The organism is Parasalinivibrio latis (genome assembly GCF_036825535.1).
Taxonomy (GTDB): domain Bacteria; phylum Pseudomonadota; class Gammaproteobacteria; order Enterobacterales; family Vibrionaceae; genus Parasalinivibrio; species Parasalinivibrio latis.
The window spans coordinates 722900-743584 of the sequence record NZ_CP098813.1; the positions used below are offsets into that span (position 1 = coordinate 722900).

At 48.5% G+C, this 20685-nt stretch carries 19 protein-coding genes; 8 read left to right on the plus strand and 11 right to left on the minus strand.

Features of this window, described 5'->3' with window-relative positions:
- Positions 1-17 precede the first annotated feature (17 nt).
- Together NF212_RS20330 and NF212_RS20335 are read left to right on the plus strand one after the other, a co-directional pair.
- On the plus strand, positions 18-1667 hold the full coding sequence (locus tag NF212_RS20330) for an alpha-glucosidase (RefSeq protein WP_434362719.1): 1650 nt from the start codon (positions 18-20) through the stop codon (positions 1665-1667).
- Positions 1645-2778 carry an ABC transporter ATP-binding protein gene (locus NF212_RS20335; RefSeq protein WP_434362721.1) on the plus strand — a complete coding sequence of 378 codons (1134 nt, stop codon included), beginning with the start codon at positions 1645-1647 and terminating at the stop codon, positions 2776-2778. The genes NF212_RS20330 and NF212_RS20335 overlap by 23 nt, the downstream gene beginning before the upstream one ends.
- A 7-nt stretch (positions 2779-2785) precedes the next feature.
- Here NF212_RS20335 and NF212_RS20340 read toward each other — a convergent pair whose 3' ends face one another.
- Both NF212_RS20340 and NF212_RS20345 read right to left on the minus strand, forming a co-directional pair.
- Positions 2786-4399: an alpha-amylase family glycosyl hydrolase gene (locus NF212_RS20340; RefSeq protein WP_434362723.1), complete on the minus strand. Its 1614-nt coding sequence runs from the start codon at positions 4397-4399 to the stop codon at positions 2786-2788.
- A gap of 97 nt (positions 4400-4496) precedes the next feature.
- Positions 4497-5279: an AraC family transcriptional regulator gene (locus NF212_RS20345; RefSeq protein ID WP_434362724.1), complete on the minus strand. Its 783-nt coding sequence runs from the start codon at positions 5277-5279 to the stop codon at positions 4497-4499.
- Positions 5280-5448: 169 nt separating this feature from the next.
- Here NF212_RS20345 and NF212_RS20350 point away from each other — a divergent pair, with 169 nt between their 5' ends.
- On the plus strand, positions 5449-6342 hold the full coding sequence (locus NF212_RS20350; RefSeq protein WP_434362725.1) for a DMT family transporter: 894 nt from the start codon (positions 5449-5451) through the stop codon (positions 6340-6342).
- A 68-nt stretch (positions 6343-6410) separates the two neighbouring features.
- Here NF212_RS20350 and NF212_RS20355 read toward each other — a convergent pair whose 3' ends face one another.
- Positions 6411-6920, minus strand: a complete 510-nt coding sequence (locus NF212_RS20355) for a hypothetical protein (protein WP_434362726.1) — start codon at positions 6918-6920, stop codon at positions 6411-6413.
- 260 nt (positions 6921-7180) lie between these two features.
- Between NF212_RS20355 and NF212_RS20360 the strand changes: the two genes are divergently transcribed.
- Positions 7181-7405 (plus strand): hypothetical protein, encoded by a 225-nt coding sequence (locus NF212_RS20360; RefSeq protein WP_434362728.1) that lies wholly within the window; start codon positions 7181-7183, stop codon positions 7403-7405.
- 115 nt (positions 7406-7520) lie between these two features.
- On the opposite strand, the gene NF212_RS20365 is transcribed toward NF212_RS20360, so the two are convergent.
- A complete protein-coding gene (locus tag NF212_RS20365; protein WP_434362729.1) occupies positions 7521-8360 on the minus strand; it encodes a 2OG-Fe(II) oxygenase family protein in 840 nt (279 codons plus the stop codon).
- Positions 8361-8570: 210 nt separating this feature from the next.
- On the opposite strand from NF212_RS20365, the gene NF212_RS20370 reads away from it, so the two are divergent.
- Positions 8571-9497 (plus strand): patatin-like phospholipase family protein, encoded by a 927-nt coding sequence (locus tag NF212_RS20370; RefSeq protein ID WP_434362730.1) that lies wholly within the window; start codon positions 8571-8573, stop codon positions 9495-9497.
- Positions 9498-9564: 67 nt separating this feature from the next.
- Here the strand turns inward: NF212_RS20370 and NF212_RS20375 are convergent, their stop codons facing one another.
- Positions 9565-10833 carry an O-acetylhomoserine aminocarboxypropyltransferase/cysteine synthase family protein gene (locus NF212_RS20375; protein ID WP_434362731.1) on the minus strand — a complete coding sequence of 423 codons (1269 nt, stop codon included), beginning with the start codon at positions 10831-10833 and terminating at the stop codon, positions 9565-9567.
- Between the two features lie 191 nt (positions 10834-11024).
- On the opposite strand from NF212_RS20375, the gene NF212_RS20380 reads away from it, so the two are divergent.
- A complete protein-coding gene (locus NF212_RS20380; protein WP_434362732.1) occupies positions 11025-11690 on the plus strand; it encodes an AcfA family outer membrane beta-barrel protein in 666 nt (221 codons plus the stop codon).
- Positions 11691-11910: 220 nt separating this feature from the next.
- A complete protein-coding gene (locus tag NF212_RS20385; RefSeq protein ID WP_434362733.1) occupies positions 11911-13755 on the plus strand; it encodes a DUF3413 domain-containing protein in 1845 nt (614 codons plus the stop codon).
- A 65-nt stretch (positions 13756-13820) separates the two neighbouring features.
- On the opposite strand, the gene NF212_RS20390 is transcribed toward NF212_RS20385, so the two are convergent.
- The 5 genes from NF212_RS20390 to NF212_RS20410 form a co-directional block, all read right to left on the minus strand.
- Complete coding sequence (locus tag NF212_RS20390; protein ID WP_434362734.1) at positions 13821-15608, minus strand: PAS domain S-box protein; 1788 nt, start codon at positions 15606-15608, stop codon at positions 13821-13823.
- A gap of 96 nt (positions 15609-15704) precedes the next feature.
- Positions 15705-17021, minus strand: coding sequence for a methyl-accepting chemotaxis protein (locus tag NF212_RS20395; RefSeq protein ID WP_434362735.1), 1317 nt, complete (start codon positions 17019-17021; stop codon positions 15705-15707).
- 116 nt (positions 17022-17137) lie between these two features.
- Positions 17138-17824 (minus strand): helix-turn-helix transcriptional regulator, encoded by a 687-nt coding sequence (locus NF212_RS20400; RefSeq protein WP_434362736.1) that lies wholly within the window; start codon positions 17822-17824, stop codon positions 17138-17140.
- Between the two features lie 45 nt (positions 17825-17869).
- A complete protein-coding gene (locus tag NF212_RS20405) occupies positions 17870-18187 on the minus strand; it encodes a hypothetical protein (RefSeq protein WP_434362737.1) in 318 nt (105 codons plus the stop codon).
- 109 nt (positions 18188-18296) lie between these two features.
- Positions 18297-18830: an SRPBCC family protein gene (locus NF212_RS20410; protein ID WP_434362738.1), complete on the minus strand. Its 534-nt coding sequence runs from the start codon at positions 18828-18830 to the stop codon at positions 18297-18299.
- Between the two features lie 379 nt (positions 18831-19209).
- Between NF212_RS20410 and NF212_RS20415 the strand changes: the two genes are divergently transcribed.
- On the plus strand, positions 19210-19602 hold the full coding sequence (locus tag NF212_RS20415; RefSeq protein ID WP_434362739.1) for a response regulator: 393 nt from the start codon (positions 19210-19212) through the stop codon (positions 19600-19602).
- Here the strand turns inward: NF212_RS20415 and NF212_RS20420 are convergent, their stop codons facing one another.
- Entirely contained in the window at positions 19603-20499 is an 897-nt protein-coding gene (locus NF212_RS20420) for a DMT family transporter (RefSeq protein WP_434362741.1), read from the minus strand.
- Between the last annotated feature and the right edge of the window lie 186 nt (positions 20500-20685).

The window sequence follows — 20685 nt, forward strand, 5'->3', positions numbered from 1 at the left end:
CGTAAAGGAAAGCAACAATGAACCAAAACGATTGGTGGCGCGGAGCCGTAATTTACCAGATTTACCCCCGCAGCTATTTTGATGCCAGCGGTGATGGTGTGGGCGATTTGCCCGGGATCACTGCAAAGTTGCCCTATGTGGCATCACTGGGTGTTGACGCTATCTGGCTGTCCCCCTTTTTCTGTTCCCCGATGAAAGATTTCGGGTACGACGTGTCTGACTACAAAGATGTGGATCCTCTTTTCGGTAACCTTGACGATTTCAAGGCGCTGGTCAACACCGCGCATGAACTCGGTATGAAAGTGATGATTGATCAGGTGTTAAGCCACACTTCAGATGAACATCCCTGGTTCAAGGAAAGCCGTAAGGATAGATCCAACGCCAAAGCGGACTGGTATGTCTGGGCGGATCCGCGCCCCGATGGTTCACCACCTAACAACTGGCTGTCGATTTTCGGCGGTTGCGCCTGGCAATGGGAGAGCCAGCGCCAGCAGTACTACCTCCACAACTTTCTGACCAGCCAGCCGGATTTGAATTTCCACAATTTGGATGTGGTGGAAGCGTTGCTGGATGTGGTGCAGTTCTGGCTTGACCTCGGTGTAGACGGTTTCCGTCTGGATACCGTGAATTTCTACTACCACGACAGGCAACTGCGGGATAACCCGCCCGTACCGACCGGTGAAGACCGGACGTTGGGCGTACCGAGCACCAACCCCTATTCGATGCAAAGGCATGTCTATGACCTGTCCCAGCCCGAGAATATTGGCTTCCTGAAAAAGCTACGGGTACTGCTTGATGAGTATGACAGCATCACCACGGTAGGCGAAATTGGAGATGATGATCCACTCAAGATCATGGCGGAATATACGTCCGGTAATGACAAGCTCCATATGGCTTACACCTTCGACCTGCTCAATATCTACCGTCAGCCGGGTTACCTTTACTCCGTCATTGACCGGATAGAGAAAGCCATTGGTGATGGCTGGCCATGCTGGGCGCTGTCTAACCACGATGTGGTACGTGCGATCACCCGTTGGGGGGCCGAAGAGGAAGATCAACTTGCCTACGGGAAAGTGATGTTGGCCTTCCTCTCGTCGCTCAGGGGTAGCTTGTGCATTTACCAGGGGGAAGAGCTGGGGTTGCCAGAGGCGGATATTCCGTTTGAGAAGATCCAGGACCCATACGGCATTCCGTTCTGGCCAGAATACAAAGGGCGGGACGGCTGTAGGACGCCGATGCCTTGGCATAAGGATAGGAAAAACGCTGGGTTCAGTGACACTGACACCTGGCTGCCTGTACCTGATGCCCATTTGCCGCTTGCGGTGGATGCCCAGGAAGGGAAAAGTGATGCGATGCTGGCCCATTACCGGCGTTTTCTTCCATGGCGTAAGCAGTATCCGGCCCTGGTTCGCGGTTCGCTCCATTCCGCTAAAGTTGTTGATGGTGGCATTGCCTTCATTCGGGAAATTGAGGGGCAATCGGTTTTTGTTGCTTTGAACCTTTCAAATGAAGAGGTAGATGTCAGTTTGCCTGACGGTGACTGGCAATATCTTGAAGGACATGGTTTTTCCGGCCTGGTTGTTGCGAACAAGCTTCGCTTACCACCATACCAGGCCGGTTTTTTATGCAGGGAGGAACCCGCGCATGGCAGAAGTAATTCTGAATAGAGTAAACAAGAAGTTTGGCAAGGTTCATATTATCAAGGATGTGGATCTGCATATTGATCACGGTGAATTCGTCGTATTTGTCGGTCCGTCTGGTTGCGGAAAATCGACACTGCTCCGGCTTGTCGCCGGGCTGGAAGATGTGACCGATGGTATCCTCACCATTAACGGGGAGGTCTGCAACGACCTCCCGCCGCCGGAGCGGGGGATTGGGATGGTATTCCAGTCTTATGCGCTTTACCCCCACATGTCAGTTTATGAAAACATGGCATTTGGCCTTCGTCTTGCTGAAACCGCGCAGGACACTGTTGAGAGTCGGGTTAATGAGACGGCTAAAATCCTGCAGCTTGACCATTTACTGGAACGTAAACCCAAGGAGCTTTCCGGCGGACAGCGACAACGTGTGGCCATAGGCCGGGCCATTGTACGCGAACCCAGAGTGTTCCTGTTTGATGAACCGCTCTCCAACCTGGATGCAGCGCTGCGTGTTCAGATGCGGATGGAAATCGCCAAACTGCACAAACGGCTTGGTGTGACCATGATCTATGTGACACACGATCAGGTAGAGGCCATGACCCTGGCGACGAAAATTGTAGTTCTGGATGCCGGCCGGGTCGAACAGGTAGGTTCCCCGCTGGATCTCTACAATCACCCGGCGAACACCTTTGTTGCCGGGTTTATCGGTTCGCCAAAGATGAATTTCCTGAGCGGTACCCTTCTAAAACCGGGTGTTCACAGTTCGCAGGTGCAGCTCCACCGCGGAAAAGTGATCACGGTAAGTGCCAATACCCAGGATTGCAAAGAAGGGGACCATGTTACCGTTGGTATCCGTCCTGAGCATATCCGGCTCGGGGAGGAAGATGCCTTTGTCGATGGCGGTGTTGAAGTCGCTGTTATCGAGCAACTGGGCAATGAGTCGCTGATGTATTTCTCTACCCCCCAGAGCAGCGAACCGCTGGTGGTTCGTCTGGAGGGGCAGAGTAAAATCAGTGCAGGAGACCGGTGCCCTGTTGAATTACCGCCAGAGCATTGCCACCTGTTTAATGAAAATGGCCAGGCCTTCCAACGATCTGTCGTCGGAGGAGTGGACCTTTCACTGGTGGTTAATCCTTAACTCCAACCTAATTTGCCCCTGGAATGCCAAACCAGGCCTGCCAGGGGCCCAACAGAAGAACATCCCCTTCCAATACAGCCTCAGACGCACCGGTTTGTGGTGCGTCAAACCCAGAAGCCCCGGATGGCAAGTTCAATTGTACCCTTGCAGGAACGGGGGACGCGTTGAAGGCACAGATCAACGTCTGGTTCGGGTGGCTGCGTTCAAGCACCATCAGGGCGTGGTTATAGGCCAGAATCCGCTGCCCGCCGCTTTGCAGTGCAGGCTGTTCTTTTCTCCAGGCCAGAAATGCCCGGCTGAAATGCAGTACAGATTGGGGATCCCGAATCTGGTTGTCGACGGTAAACGGGCGGTGGGGCTCAAAAGGCGGGAGCCAGGGAATACCGTCACTGAACCCGAGGTTCGCAGCCTCGTGGTGCCACGGCATTGGGGTACGGCAACCGTCACGACCGTGGTAGCCCGGCGCGCTTTGCATGCCATGTTTGTCCTGCCGGGCACTCTCATCAACTTCTGCTTCACAGAGCCCAAGCTCCTCTCCCTGGTAGACTGTCAGGATGCCCCGAAGGGAAAGTAGAAAGGCGATCAATAACCGGGCAGCTTCAGGCTGGTTGCCTGCCTGTGACCAACGGCTGACGGTGCGGGCAATGTCATGATTGCTGAGACTCCAGCACCCCATACCCGGGTGTACGGCATGTTCAAACCGGCTGAGGTGGTCGCCTGCTTCTTGCATATCGGTGCAAAGGCTCAGTGACTCAAAGAGGTTTGCTGCATCGAGTGCATCCCCCTCACTGGTGTAACTGTCGATGACCGGGAAGGGATCCGGATCGCTTAACGATCCCAGCAAGATTTTGTCACCATATTGATCGCACAACCCCCGGATCCTGCGCAGAACATGAATGTTGTCCGGACGTGAGAGGTTATAACGCTGTTTTTGGTAGCAGCGCGGATCCCGACGCTCCGCCGATTGCATGGGTAATTGTTTTGCCGGGTTGCTGCGCAGTTTTTCGTCGTGCAACAGCAGGTTAACCGAATCGATGCGGAAACCGTCAATGCCGTGTTTCAGCCAACCCTCTATCATTGCCAGCACGGCATCCTGGACGGCAGGATGGTGAAAGTTGAGGTCTGGCTGGTTGCTGAAGGTATTGTGCAGGAAATATTGCCCCCGGCTTGGGTGCCACCGCCAGGCTGAACTGCCAAAAATGCACTGCCAGTTATTGGGCGGCGTACCGTCGGGCTTAGCATCTGCCCAGACATACCAGTCGGCTTTGGGGTTGGATTTGTCTTTCAGGCTTTGCCTGAACCAGGGGTGTTGATCCGATGTGTGGTTGATAACCAGCTCCATCAACACCTTGATACCGACTTTGTGGGCGCTGTCCACCAGCTTTTTCAGGGCAGGAAAGTCACCGAGTTCCGGTTGTATGGCTTCGTGGTCGGTTACATCAAAACCGAAATCAGTCTGTGGAGAGAGAAATATTGGGGAGATGATGATGCCGTCTACACCCAGCCAGGAAAGGTAATCCAGTCTTGCGGTGATACCATCCAGATCTCCGATACCGTCATTGTTACTGTCGTTAAAACTCCGCACATAGACAGAATAAAAGACCTGTGTTTCCCGATGCATCAAAGTTCCCTGTAATTCTAGAATATCAGCGTCTTACCTTAATTATGTACCCCTTCTGAATGTCTGCAATGTATTTGCCCTGTGAATGTGTCCGGCGTCATGGCTGGGGTCTGTTTCTGTACTGATCCGGTGTGCAGCCTGCGTGCTTTTTGAACATTGAGATAAAGGGTGATGCCTGGTGGTAACCCAGTTCCAGCGCGATATGGGTAATGGATTTGCCTTTGCGCAGCAGGGTAATGGCATGGACAAACCGGATTCGCTGTTTCAGTTCGCTGAAACTGAACCCGACAGAGTCTTTAAAATGCCGGGCCAGTGTGCGCTCCGTGGTATGAATTTCATCTGCCCATTGAGCGAGTGTGCGGTGATCTGCCGGGTTGTGCTGTAGTGCCCTGATTATTGGTGCGACTAATTTGTCGTTAGTAGCAGGGAGAAACTGGTTTTGTACCGGCGCATGGGTTACTTCATCAAACAACACTTGTGCAAGCCTTGATTCCCTGCCTTTTTCGGGGACGGAAATAAGACGCTGGCGCAACTCATCGATAATGGCATGCATCAAAGGGGATACCTCAAGCAGGCAGACGCTGCCGGGTAAAGCTAGGGCTTTGGGTTCGGTGATGTTCATCGAACAGTAGCTTACAGAGCGACGCATATAGCTCTGGTGAATAACCCCTTTGGGAACCCAGATAGCGTAACGTGCGGGGGCGAGGAAACGCTGGCGTTCAGCGACCAGTTCCATAATGCCGCCTCGGGTAAATTGCAGTTGGCCCCAGTTGTGCTGGTGGGGTGGGGTAGTTGTGCCGGGCAGAAAGTCCTCGTGCCCGAAAAAAATCTCTCCGGGGGGATTTTGTTCGTCAAATATTGGGGTGTAACGACGCGCCATAATTATTGTCCGACAAACGATAGAGGATGTCTGATTAGAAATATATCTATCAAAACTGACGTGTCAAACTATCTATTGATTAAAACGCAAACAGTAATGGGTTGGCGTTTTCTATTGGCGATTTTTTTCTGTCGGTTCCTCGGCAGGATTGTCTGTTTCCGGAGAAGGAATGTACTACTTATTTGCCCTGATCACCGTATCGATTTGGGCAGGGAATGCCGTTGTAAGCAAGCTGTCCACGGATGTGATAGCGCCCGGTGCGATGTCTTTTTACCGCTGGTTTTTTGCCATTTTGCTGCTGACTCCATTTTGTCTGCCGGTAGTGATACGCCGTTGGTCTGAAATTCGGCCGTGGCTTGGAAAGTTGGCAGCACTGGCGTTTTTGGGAATGGCCCTTAACCAGTCGTTGGGATATTACGCTGCGGCGTCGACGTCAGCGACCAATATGACACTGGTCAGTGCGTTGATTCCGCTCCTGAGTATTATGTTCAGTGTCCCGTTGTTGGCCCAGAGGCTGACATGGAATGCACTTGTGGGGGCGGTTATTTCATTGAGTGGCCTGGTGATGATGCTGACAAAAGGCAATCCCTTGATGCTGGTAGAACAAGGGATTTCAACCGGTGATGCTCTGATCCTCTTGGCTTCAATTGTTTACGCTCTCTATTGTGTATTGCTGAAACGCTGGAACCTGACCCTGAGCACCTGGGTTGCGGTGTATATGCAAGGTGCCTTTGCATTGTTGTTCTTAATGCCTATGTGGTTGATGTCCGGTGATATTGCTATCCCAACAGAAGCCTGGGGATTAATTGCCTATGCATCTGTGTTTGCATCTGTGATAGCCCCATGGTGCTGGATGCAGGCCATCAGTGTGCTGGGGGCAAGCCGTGCCGCGATGTTTATGAACCTGATGCCGCTTATAACTGCAGGTATGGCAGCTGCGCTGTTGAATGAGCATCTGACGGTTTACCATCTTTTTGGCGGCGGCATGGTGTTGAGCGGTGTTATTCTGGCACAAAGCCGGATCAAACTGCGCAAGCGCAATGTGGTTGTGGCAGGTGCCTGAGCCAGCGTGAAATAAATTTGTACTCCGGGTAGAGACCTGACCCCCAATAGCTATGGCATTGGGGGTTTTTATTTCCGGTTTAAATCCCGGGCAAGAATAAGGCACAGGCCAATGAGTTGGAGAAACAGTGAAAGGTTTCTCAGGGATGCCAGCTCTTTCATCTGGGAGGTCTGCTTTTCTGCCAACTCAATATTTGCCAGGTAGATACCGTTTATTTCTTCACGCCTGAGCGCCTGTGCATTGTCTATGGACGCCATGACATCCGGCAGGGTAGAAAGGCTTAATGGCGGGACGGTATTTTGCAGCCAACGCTCAAGATTGGATCGGGTTTCCGTCATGATACTGTCCGGGATATCTTTCTGCGCGAACAACACCAACAGATTCTCCCTCTTCCTTTCTATGGTTTCTACCTGCTGCCAGATAAGCGCAATACGCTTATTGTTTTCAACCTGCTCCTGCCCTAGGAAACTCACGTCCTCAGTCGCCTCATCAATGTAGAAATTTGTCATCAGGGCAGAAATGATATTAAGTGCCAAGCCTGTCGCAACGATAGTCCACGTAGGTACCCGCATTTTCATCTTCGTTCATTCCTTTTCACTATTTACTGGGATGAATTGTTTGGCTGGGAGTGTCAGAAGACAGTAAAGCGTTATTCGTTCAGTAAGTGATGAAAACCCCGTGTACTTTCTCAATGATGAAACAATTCAGATCTTATTGAAATTATAAGCTCAATAGTGATTAGGCGTTGTAAAAACAGAATCTTTGAAGCGAGCTCGAGCGCATGTTTTCTTTCAGTGATTTTATTGAGGGTTCGTTGCATTTGAGCATGGGGGCAAGAATGAAAATAATCATCGAATTGGATGAAATGCTGGAATCAAAGATAGATAAGCTGCACCGCTATGATTCTGAAATTGAATCTTTCAAGAAAAAAGCTGTTGAAGGGGATTTGACGCAGGACTCTGCGGAAAAAATTCTGGAGGAGCTAAATGTTAGCCGGGAGCATGTTTTGACAATGCTGCGTTCTCATCTCGGCAGCATTGCCGTAAAAGCCTTGGATGTATGATCTCAACCAGGCCAAACGTTGACCGTGTTTATTGGTTGAAATGATCCACAGGTAAAATCTCCCGGCTAATTTTTACAGTGTAAATTGCCGATTTACCATACTTTTCAGTGTGGGATTATATTACCCCCAGCTCACGCAGCCGCTCCATCAGGTAGGAGTCTGCAGTGTGCCTTTCTGACAAAACAACCTCCGGCTTTGGATGAAGAAAGAGTGGCAATGAAATCCGCGATTTTGACTTGTCCATTCCATCCGGGTTTACCACCCTGTGAGTGGTTGAAGGGAAATACCCCCCGGAAGCTTCCTGTAGCATATCGCCAATATTGATGATGAGATTGCCAAAATCGCAGGGCACATCTTTCCACGTGCCATCTTTGAGTTTCACCTGCAGTCCGGGTTCATTTGCAGCAGGAAGAATGGTCAGCAAATTAATATCTTCATGAGCTGCAGCGCGAATAGCTCCGGCTTCTTCTGTCCCGGTCATTGGCGGGTAGTGAAGTACGCGCAACAGGGTTTTGTCGCTGCCCTCTATCATCGAAGACAGAGGTTGAGAGTAACCCTTTGCCACTTCTTCTGGTGAATACTGTTCTACCCACCGCAGTAATTCAGAAGCTAATGCACCTGCATCTTCATAGTAGCGTGAAAGGTCAGCTTTTATGGAAAGCGGGCACTGTCCCCAAGGGTAGTAGTGGAAATATTCTTTTATGTCTTTAACCGTGTGACCTTTGGCTACCTCTGATACTTCAGAAGGGAAAAAACCGTCCTGGGTTTCAACGTGGAAGCGATATTCGTTTTTCTCGTCACTGTTAAAGAAGAGGTATGCCTTGTCGTAAATTAACTGAACCAGTGACTGTTGCAGAGGGTGGTTCTTCAGTACACCAACCCCCGTTTCTCTGAGTGAAGTAACAAAGCGTTCCGCAGCATCTGGTGCATTGTAGTCTATGGCTTCCAGTGTCATGACAGTATCCATGTTGTAGGGGATGTACCTGAAATGTTAAACACGCTGAAAACAATTCACAATCCACATAAGGAAACAATGCGTTTCTGAAGGGATACAGATTCGTTTGTAAAGGCTTTATCAATCGTAACCATAGGGACAAGCACATTTTGTTCGTGCGGCCCCTGCCTTACCCTTTAAGCCTCTGAGAGTATTTGTGGGGGTAGTTAGATGTACGGGAAGCGGGCACTGGTTGTTGAAGGCGGGGCAATGCGGGGAGTTTTTGCCAGTGGCGTACTGGATGCGTTTCTGGCAAAGCGTTTCCAGCCTTATGACTTTGCTGTGGGTGTCTCTGCCGGTGCATCAACCCTTATTGGCTATCTTGCCGGTCAGCAGGGGCGCAGTTACAAGGTCATCACCGAATTGGCAACCCAGAAAGCTTTTTTTAACCCTGGCAGGTTTGCCCGGGGTGGTGATCTCATCGATGTCCGTTGGCTTTGGTTTAATTCAGAGCTCGTTTACCCATTGGACAAGCGCGCATTTTTTAACAGCATTCCAATGCTGGCAACAGTCACCAGTGTCGAAACCGGAGAAGCAGATTATTACCGCATAAACCCGGAGAATATTGACGATGTGATGCAGGCAACCTGTGCGCTGCCCCTGGCATACAGGCAGAGTCCCTGTTTTTCAGGCGGGTGTTATACCGATGGTGGTGTTGCGGATTCCATTCCTGTTCGAGAGGCCTACAGGCGAGGGGCAAGGGACATTACTGTCGTACTTTCCCATCCTCTGGGGTACGAGATGCCAGATGCGAAATACCCCTGGCTGGTAAAGCGTATACTGGGCCGCTATCCCGGTGTGGCGGATGCGATGGTACGACGGGCAGACAACTACAATGCTTCGCTCGACTTTATACGAAACCCGCCTAGTGACTGCGTTGTCCGTGTACTGACACCCACAGATGATTTTACGGTTGAACGGCTTACTATGAACCGGAAAAAGTTAGAGGCCGGTTACCGTATGGGGTTTGAAGCGGGCTTGGGACATGCTATGCGGCGCGATGATGGGATTATGGGCTTGGCTGATGAAGATTGCCCATTCTGCATGCCGGAGTCACAAGTATACCCAAATCACTTAAAGGTAAGTGCTCCTGAGTGATTTGGGGACAGCGCTTCATTCTTCATAAAAAACGCCCCGGAATGGGGCGTTGGATTCTGTTAACTTATCAGGCGTTCAGTGCTTGGTCGAGGTCTTCCATGATATCGTCGATATGTTCAAGACCGACAGACAGGCGAATCATTTCCGGGGATACGCCGGCTTCTTTCTGTTCCTGCTCTGTCAACTGGCGGTGCGTTGTCGACGCTGGGTGACAGGCGAGAGATTTGGCATCCCCAATGTTTACCAGACGCTTGAATATCTTAAGTGCATCATAGAAACGTACACCTGCTTCATAACCGTCTTTGAGCCCAAACGACAGAATGGCAGAAGGTTTTCCACCCATATATTTCCTGGCCAGCTCATAGTGAGGGGAGTCTTCCAACCCTGCATAGCTTACCCAGGCAACCTTCTCATGGTTCTGGAGATACTGGGCCACTTTCAGTGCGTTCTCAGTGTGACGTTCCATACGGAGGGGGAGGGTCTCCAGCCCCTGAATCAACATAAATGCATTCAGAGGAGAGAGGGCTGAACCGGTGTTACGAAGTGGCACGGTACGCGCTCGGCCAATGTATGCCGCAGGGCCAAAAGCATCGTTGTATACCACTCCGTGGTATGAAGGCTCAGGCTGGCTGAACTCTGGGAAGCGCTCAGGGTGTTCAGCCCAGGGGAATTTACCGCTGTCGACGATCACGCCACCGAGCGTCGTACCATGGCCACCAATGTATTTTGTGAGTGAGTGGACCACGATATCAGCACCAAACTCGATAGGTTTACACAGCACCGGTGTGGCAACGGTATTGTCGACCATCAAGGGCACGCCATGCTGGTGGGCAACATCTGCGAATGCGGCGATGTCCACGATATTACCAGCCGGGTTGCCAATGCTTTCGCAATAGACCGCTTTGGTGTTTTCATCAATCAGTTCAGCGATGCTTTCTGCTTTGTCATCCTTGGCAAACCGGACGTCGATACCAAGACCCGGCAACATGTGTGCGAACAATGTGTAGGTTCCGCCATAGAGTTGCGGGGTGGAAACTATGTTGTCGCCGGATTTTGCCAGAGTCAGGATGGCATAGTGAATCGCAGCGCTGCCCGCACTGACAACCAGCGAGGCAATACCACCTTCCAATGCGGCCATGCGCTGTTCCAGAACATCGTTAGTTGGGTTCATTATGCGGGTGTAGATATTCCCCGGTACTTCGAGGTTAAACAAATCCGCACCATGTTGAGCATTGTCAAATTCGTAGGCAACCGTCTGGTAAATAGGGGTAGCAACAGCTTTGGTGGTTGGGTCTGTCTCATATCCGTGATGCAGTGCAATGGTTTCGTCTTTCATTTCTTCATCCTTGATGGCGGTGAAAAATTGCGCGATTGCCTAGCCTAGCAGTCTATGAAAGGGGAATATACAGTAGTTGTCACAGGCTGCGTCTCCAGATCCCCTTGGTTATTCAGATTATGTTCAGACCCAGCCGGTTAAGCTTCGCCGCTGGCAATTCGATAGTAACAATCCTGCATTCTGGCAACCTGATGAAAAAACTCCTTCTCACTCTTCCTGTTTTTGCTGTTTCGATGGCTGCATGTGCTGAACCCTATTTGGTTTTAGGCTATGGCTACAACACACTTTCACATGACAATACAGTCTCATTTTCAGATGGCACCGGCTTAAAACCTGACAGTTCAGATGCTGTATGGAAAGCCTATGTTGGTTACCGCTTTGAAAATAATTTTGGTATTGAAGTGGGATACAACCAGTTTGATGCAGATGCATCGAAGAACAGGTACCTGGGTGTTGATACCGGCAAGCCGGGGGGGATTTTCGGTGATGAATACCACAAAGAGCGTGAGTGGGATGCAATGCTGAAAGCTAAGCAAATTAACGTCAAACCCGTCTATTTTTACGATGTGAACGATCGCTTAATTGTAAAGGCAGGATTAGGGCTGACATACACTGAATATAAAGTTACTGGATCAGATGCTTTCGAGTACGAATCGATTAAAGAGGACGGCCCGGAATACAGTGAATTGAACCAAATTGTACCTGGCGAATATCAAAGGAAAATGGGTGTAACCACCAGCCTCAGCGTGGAGTACCAGATTTTCCAAGGTCTGTACTTAGGTGCGGAAGCGAGCTTCAGTCATGACAGTGTCGCAAATACCAACCAGGTTATCGGTACCGCTGCCTACCACTTTTGAAGCTGTCTGCCTATCTGATGGTGTCTGCACAATAAAGACTACTTATTAAGGGTGTTTTGCTTAGAATGAGCGGTCGAAATATAACCTCTTTATGAACACTGTTCGATATAACTTACTAAGATTGTTTGTTTTCTTATAAGATGCACAATTATTACTGATTTAAATATGTGATATAGGTCACGTAATTTTGTAATATTGCCCCACTTGTAAAAGTGGAGTGATGTCATTGAACCCTTTTATTGAACGAATTTGGCGAAACAGTCGCTGGTTGGGAATATTCTGGTTACTGAATATCCTGCTGGTGGCTGCGCTCTCTTCTGGCTATTGGCCTTGGCTGCGCTTTTATTCTCAGGAGCCTTTGATTAAAAGCTATATCCTGGCGACGCAAGTTGGCTGGATGGGGGCTTTTATTTTTGTAGGCTTGATGGCAACGCTGTTGATTACATGGCTCCCGGGGCGGATTGTCAGAACTGTTGCTCGCATTCTGGCATTCTCAGCCAGCGCATTGTTGCTGACAGATGTATTGTCTTATGCCCAGTACCGTTTCCATTTGAGTGGATTTGTCTTTGACCTCTTTATGGCCGGGGGCGTCATTGAACTGCCTTTGAAAAACTGGATCCAGATTGGTGCTATCCTGGCTGGTTTGGTGGGGGTTCAGTTTATTTTTGGTCATGTTGCCCGTATGGCTGATGAGTCCCGTTTCCCGTGGAGAAAACTTGGGTATAGTGCCTGGTTTAGCTGTTTACTGTTCAGCCAGGGGTTACATGCCTGGGAAGATGCAAACTACCAAAGTGCTATTCCATCCCTGACAAGGCATTTTCCGCTTTACTATCCGCTGACAGCCAAATCGGCATTCATTAATGCCGGGTTGGTAAATGCTGATGAAGCCCGGGAGCAGGCCCAGAAAATGGGTAAAGTTGAAAGTGGGCAGTTGCTCTATCCACGCTCTCCAATCGTGTTCAAAGAACCTGCGCGAAAAACCAATGTGCTGTTTATCATGATTGATGCCTGGCGCTATGACGATGAAACCGCCAAGATCACACCGAACGTTGCACATTTTGGAGAGCATGCCGCGCGTTTCCATCACCACCTTAGTGGGGGGAACTCCACCCAGGCGGGTATGTTCAGTCTTTTTTACAGCCTTCCTGCAACGTACTGGGACTCATTCCGGAACAGTGGGGTACGGCCGGCAATGATGGGGACGTTCGCCAAACAGGGATACGATTTTGAGATCCTCGGTTCTGCCCCTTTAAACCACCCTCCTTTTGACCGTACGATTTTCTCCGGTATTGAAGGCCTGCGTTTGTTTACTCCTGGCGATTCCTCTGTAGAACGGGACCGCCGTATTACCGACGATATGGTTTCATTCCTGAAAAAACAGGATGGGACAACGCCGTTTATGGGCATGCTGTTTTATGATGCAGCACACGGTAAGGAACTTCCGTCAGGGAAGGAAAAAAAATTCACCCCGAGTTGGGACGTTCCTGACTATATGGCACTGAATAACAGTCTGGACCCACTGCCGTACCGGAACCTTTACCGCAATGCGCTGTTCTATGTTGATGAGCAGATTGGCGAGGTGCTGGATACGCTTAAAAATACGGGTTTAGATAAAAACACGCTGGTGGTGATCACTTCTGACCATGGCGAGGAGTTTAACGATAACCACATGAATTTCTGGGGACATGGCAGCAACTACTCCCAGGCACAGATCCACGTGCCTATGTTGGTTGCCGGTCCGGGAATTGAGCCTCAGGATATCAACTGGATTACAACGCATTTCGATGTGGTTCCAATGTTGATGACCAAGGTGCTGGGCGTCACTACGCCTTACAAGGATTATTCCGTAGGCCACAATATGTTCAATGAAAAAGGGGAGAGGGATTGGACGATTATTGGCAGTTACTTTAATTATGCCATTGTTGGACAGGATGAAATTGATGTGGTCTACCCCGGTGGCGCAATGGAAACACTGACACCGGCACTGAATAAGAAAGACAATAAGGAACTCACTGGGATCCCGCTTAATAATATTATGTGCGAGATGAACCGGTTCCTGAGATAACAGGGTTAGTTGCAATAAAGAGGGCGCCACAATGGCGCCCTCTGTGTTCTGAGCAGTTTTCTGGTTTACTTCTTCACGCTGTCACTTAGCAGGTTGGAGAGTTCGGTCAGGAAAGTGCGGGTATCTTCAGAGAGTTTGTTTATTTCGTTGGTTGATTCCGACGATCTGGATGCCAGTGTCCTTACCTCATCAGCGACAACTGCAAACCCCCTTCCATGTTCACCGGCTCGGGCAGCTTCAATCGCCGCATTGAGTGCTAACAAATTGGTTTGGTTGGAAATACCGTCGATAACTTTGGCGATATTCGCAATCTCATTACTGGATCTGGCTACGTTCTCCATAATGCTGTTCATGTTCTCACGCTGGTTGACTTCACGCGTCACGTCACGAATAAATGCGGTATACATGATTTTGCCATCGAGCATTATCTTGGAAAGAGAGAGAAGCCCCCATACTTGGGTGCCGTCTTTACGATGAATGGGCACCTCTCTGGTGGTGCCAACTATTTTGTCTTCCCCTGTACGCCGATTACGGTTTACCAGTTCATCATGCTGCCCCTGAATATCCATGGGCACCAGCATCTTCACATTCTGTCCAATGACCTCTTCAGCAGGGTAGCCCCAAAGCGTTTCAGCAGCACTATTGAAAAAGGTGACGGTATTGGATTCATCAATGGTTACCACGGCATCAAGAGCCTGGGAAAGAGTTTGGTTGACGGTTTCCTGGGCCTGCCGCTCTTTGGTAATGTCACGCACAAAAGCGGTAAAGCCAATATCACCGTCAATATCCACTTTGGAGAGCGAGAGATTTACATAAACCTCGGAGCCATCTTTTCGGAACATTTTAATATCGCGGCTGGAGCCAACAATTTTATCGATACCGGTACGCCGGTTATGGTTTACATATTCATCATGGCGGGACTGGATCTCTTCAGGCACCAGCATTTTTACATTCTGGCCAATTACCTCGCTGGCATCATATCCCCAAAGTTTCTCAGCTGCCGGGTTAAAAAAGGTCACGCAATTATCACGGTCTATTGAAATCACAGCATCAATCGCCTGGTCCAGAATCTGTTTGGTTTCCTCCCGAGCCCTGCGCTCCTGGGTGATATCACGGATAAAAGCGGTGTAACCGATTCTGGAACCTATCTCGACCCGAGAGAGTGAGAATGCAACCCAAACCTGGCTGCCATCTTTGCGGACGAGCTCAAGTTCTCTCGATGTCCCAACAATTTTATCCTGTTTGGTCTGCCGGTTGCTGTTGACGTAATGATCATGCTGGGGTCGGAATTGTTTAGGGACCAGCATCTTTACGTTTTGGCCGATCACTTCATCACGGTTATACCCCCAAAGCTCTTCTGCGGCTTTGTTCATGAAGGTGACGTTGTTTTCGTGATCGATAGTGACTACAGCGTCAATTGCCTGTTCAAGGGTCTGTTCAAGCCCTTGCTGAGCCTGCACCACCGAAGTAACGTCCCGGACGAAAGCAGAGTAACCGATTCCACCACCTATATTGGTTTTAGACAACGCCAGGCTTACCCATACTGTCGAACCATCCTTCCTGACCAGTTCCAGTCTCCGGCTTGTACCGACTATCCGGTTTTCATCTGTGTCCCTGTGACGGTTTACATAACTGTCGTGATCCTGCTGATAGATTTCCGGTACAAGCATGCGGACATTTTTTCCCAGTACCTCTCTGGAGTGGTATCCCCAAAGCTTTTCGGCCGCCGGATTGAAAAATACAACTTTGTTGTTTTTATCAATGGTGACTACAGCATCCAGTGCGTTGTTTAGGATTTGGGTGCTCGCTTCATTCTTAAGTTCACCTGACTTTGACGTACCAAAAAACTTCATCGTGTCCATACCTTTATAAGTTCAATTTATTTGTGTTCCAAATGGAATAACCTATTTTTAAATATCAATATCTTAGTTCCGTCTCGATATTTATCTCTATCTGGACTGTTTCAATTCAGAAACGGTAGTTGATACATTGTCCGCACCTTGGCGGATATCCTCCATAACTGATTGGGCTGCAGCAATGCGCTCATTACATTCATGGGCGAGGCTGCTAATGCTTTCCATACCTGATTTACTTTTTTGGGTAAGCTGACTGTTACGTTTGACGATGTTTTCAATTTCGACGGTCGACGTACTGGTATTTGCGGCAAGTTGCCTTACTTCATCTGCTACTACCGCAAAGCCTCTGCCATGTTCACCAGCTCGAGCGGCTTCAATTGCGGCATTCAAGGCCAGCAGGTTTGTCTGGTCTGCAATTTTCCCTATCGTTGTAACGATATCGCTTATTTCATGAGACTGTTTATTGAGCTCTTGCATAAGATCAGATGCATCAGCGACATTGGCAGATATGTTATTAGATATATTCACTATCTGGTCGAGGGATTCAGCACCACCCTCGGCGAGTTTGGATGTTTCAACTGACGTGGAATAGGCGATTTCAGACGCTTCTTGAACGCGTTGCTGACGCACTATCCTCGCAGTGATATTACTCGCGAATTTGATCACCTTTGTGACATTTCCGCAGTCATCCTTTACCGGGTTATATGAGGCTTCCAGCCACATGGTTTCGCCAGCTTTATTTTTGCGCTTGAAAAGACCTGACTTGATGTCTCCATTTTCCAGTTCGCGCCAAAAATGAGGATTTTCTTCATAAAATTCCTCATGGCAGAAGATCCTGTGATGCTGGCCCTGAATCTCATCAAGTTTGTAGCCGACGGACTGGGTAAAATTGGTGTTTGCGCGAATAATCGTCCCGTCAGGGTTGAACTCTATAATGGCTGTCGAGCGGTCCAATGCTTCGAAAATCGCACTCTGGCTGTCCAGCTTTGTTTTTTGGTCTGTAACGTCACTGGCTGTTTTCATCACACTCACAACCTTTCCAGTAGCGTTCCTGATGGGAAAATATGTCGCCTCCAGCCAGATATCATTCCCTGCTTTATTTCTCCTCTGGAAAAAGCCTGATTGACTGTTTCCATTCGCAAGTTGATGCCAAAATTCAGCGTATTCGGGAGTATGAATGTAATCTTCACAACAGAAAATACGATGGTGTTGGCCAACAACTTCTTCAAGGGTGTACCCGGCAACCTGGAGGAACAGTTCATTGGCATCCAAAATAGTGCCATCAGGTAAAAATTCGATGGTAGCGACACAATTTTTCAGAGCCTTGATCCTGTCGGCATCTGAATAGGCGTTTTCGCTATCAATATTCTCTTGTTCGGCTTTGAAAAGGCTGAAGAATTTCGAAAACATGAAAGGCTCCTGTAGAAAACAGAGTCACAACATCCGAATTACGCTTTTTTGTTCTCTACAAGTTTAGACAAGATTCTTATTTTTTATGAATTTATCAACACTGAGGCAAGTAAGCATCAGGAGCTAAAACAGTGCTTTCTTAAAAAATGCTTGAGCGTTTTTTCCGGGGAGGGTGGGAATTTTTCATCCGAAACTGAAAGAGATTGTATCCGGTCAACCCTAAAATTTCGGTAATCATCTCTTAGCTGACACCACGCCAGTAACGTCCAAACCTTTCCCCAGTAGACCATGCAAAGGGGTTCTATTTTGCGTTCACTTATTTCGCCGCCAGCGGTTGTATAGGTGATGGCGGTGATGCGGCACTGGAGGCATGCTTCCCTCAGTTCACCTGTGATTCGGCTTATTTCAGAACGGATATGCATTTGCGGTACGGTAAACGGGTAATTGTCCGCCTGCCGGATCAGGGCATCGGGCAGCGTTGCCCGGACTTTGTTTTCAGCACTCTTTGAGGCTGATGCCAGAGCCGGATCACTCCATGCCTGTGCCATTTTGCATCCCATCAACAAGGCTTGCAGTTCGTCGGTCGTAAAGCTCAAGGGGGGAAGATAGAAACCGGGCCGCAAGTAATACCCAATTCCCGCTTCTCCATCCACGGGCACTCCGTTGACAATCAGAGCCTGTATATCCCGGTATACAGTGCGTTCAGACACCTCAAGCAACTCTGCTATTTTGGCCGCTGTGATAGCTGTTCTCCTTGCGCGTAAAACAGTAAGTATCTGAAAGAGCCGTTCTGCTTTTCTCATTTGCTATCCATAAAGCGGGCTTTTAGGAGCCCGCTGTTTTCCCGGTCAATCGCAATAAGGCAAGTCTACGTGGATATCTGAGTGATAAATAGTGACACTCCCTTCATCTATCATTCCCATATATTCAGCCGTTTCAGAGGCTGTCATAAAAGCATCGCCGGCTTTCCTGGCATCTTCTCCATTGCGCCAGTAAACCGTGTCTATCCACATATCTTTTTGGGGATCGTGGGACAAAGAACGGTAGATAAAGCCATCTTGTGATTTAAGCCACTGATTAACACTGTCATTGCTTGTTTCAATCTGATGGCTGCTGATACCCGGCTTTACACGAAATAATACTGTTTCTACATTGCTATGAGTCATTTCCATATCTCCTCAACTGATTAAATGCCAATCAAGTATGAGGCACCTCTCCTGACAACATGGTGTCAGGAGAGTATGGCTTTCCGGGTAAGAGGATTTGACGTACTGATCAGTTATTTTTATGAAAGAGTTCTTTGAGATAGTTGTATGCTGCCCAGTAAATGTCGATGACCAGTTTCTGTGCATCCTCAGGCTTTACCCCTTCATTGGCGTTAAACGTTGAAACCCAGGTTAACGTGGAACCGCCGGAGGCATTTTCTGTCACCGACACTGTACCGACGTAATCAGTAATAGGCATCGTTGAGCTCAGTGACTTATATGTGTAAGACATGTTTTGATTGTCCATCACAACCAGTTCATTAGGGATCACTGTTCCGTCCAATAAAATGAGAAGGCGCATGTCACCTTGTCTGGTCCCATCTCCAACCAGAACACTGGATTTGACGTTCGGATGCCATCTGTAAAGTGAATTGTAATCCCCGATAAATGCCCAGAGCCCCGCAGGTTTAACATCCAGCTCAACGGATTCTGAGACAGAAATGTCCCCAGCCATAGCAGGCATAGAAAATAGGAAGCTGGCGAATAAAAATGCACATTTCCTTTTTAACCAGTGTTGGATTGAACGTGTTTTTTCTGCCTTCATTTTAAAACTCCATTTTTTCTCAATACTGACTTTGCACAGCAGAATAAGCATATATACAAGCTACCTTTTTCGTGTGATATCCAAATTTAAATATGCAGATATTCAAAGTGGATCAAAAAAACAAATATGAGATAACATTCATTCTAAGTGGAATTTTATGTGTATTGATGCTTATGAGTTGGATGGTGACCGAATGCTTGTGGCATATAAATATCTGTGATCTATACGTAATTCTGTTGCTTTTGGTATAACAATTCCTACAAAGTTGGCAGTTCTCTGCTAGACATAATCTATGTAAGTACAGTTGTATTGATAACGAGAAATAAATAAAAGCTTTTCATATTAGTCAGTTGATGTATTAGGTAGACTTTGGGGTTAAATGAGTCAATTTTTGATTGTCGAAGACAGCTATGCAATGGCATTGGCGTTGGAAAAACACCTCAGCGATGCAGTACCAGGCCAAAACTCTTTGATAGCATTGAATGTTGAGTCGGCAATGGTGGCGTTACTGAAAAACCACATAGATTGCGTTTTTCTGGACCTCAACCTTAATGGCCACCACGATGGTATCGGTGTGCTTGCGTACATTCGCAAAAAGCGACCCAAATTACCGGTAATAATCGTAACAGGAGACAGCTCCAAGGAGGCGGTTAAAAAAGTCATTGCTTACCGCCCATTCGGTTACCTGGTGAAACCGGCCACCCTTGAAAAAGTGATCCAGCTTATCGATACATTGGATGAGACTGCTTACGGGAGAGTACAGACGAACTGATTACTTATTTGCTGCTTTCCTGAAACCCCACAGCGCATTCCCAATCAGTGCCCCCAAAATAATGACGCCTCCAATGACGACCGGTACGGTTGGTACCTCTCCAAGTCCAATCCACACGAACAGCGGTCCTAAGATAGCTTCCAACAACATAATGAGGTTGGCCTCTGCTGCCGGAAGATATTTGGGACCCCGAGAGATCATCAGAAATGCAATCGGGACAACCAATCCACATAAAAGGAAAATATAAACCGCATCGTCCAACGTGGCTGAAAAAGGCTCAGCCCCCATCATCAAAGAGATGCCGGCTGTTATTATCCCTCCTGTAGCGAGCGCAATCGATGCGTATTGGCCTCTGGCTTTACGCAACAGAACAAAATAGGTGGACAGCGCAAAAGCGGTTCCCACGGCATAAAGGTTTCCTTCCAGCTCCCCTCCTTCCATACCAGAGGCAAATACCAGCCAAACGCCAGACAGTGCGACGAGTATGGCAAACAGCGTTTTCCGCTCTATACGCTCTTTCAGCAGAAAGAAAGCCATGACCATTGTAAGTAAAGGGGCTGTATTGATAATGACTAATGTGCTGGCAACCTGGGTATGGAGAATAGACAGGACAAAGCAAATTGTTGAAATAGAATACATTGCCCCTGCAGCAACCATTACGTGGGAAGGGCGACGGAACTGGCTTGCCAGGACTCCGGGTGCAGATATCGCCAGATAAGACAGGATAAAGACAGCCGGTAAAACCCCGCGCCAGAATAGCAGCGTCCACTCACTTGCCTCAATTAAACGGATAAGTAAGCTGTCAAAACTCAAAATCGCCACACCGGTTGATGTAATTACCAGTCCTTTGCGTTTCAGAGTCTCATTATTATCGCCTGATTGATTTTGTCCCTGCATGTAATAGTCACTTGTTCCGTTTTTGATACACGGTAATTCGATGGGGTTTGACCAGAATTACATAAGTGAGCAAAAACAAAAAGAACGGGGTGATTAGTTTAGAAAAAATTATGTGTTAGTTAGAAATGGCTGAACTATCCTGATAATAACCATATATTAAATATGGACAAAAAATGTGCCAAAATT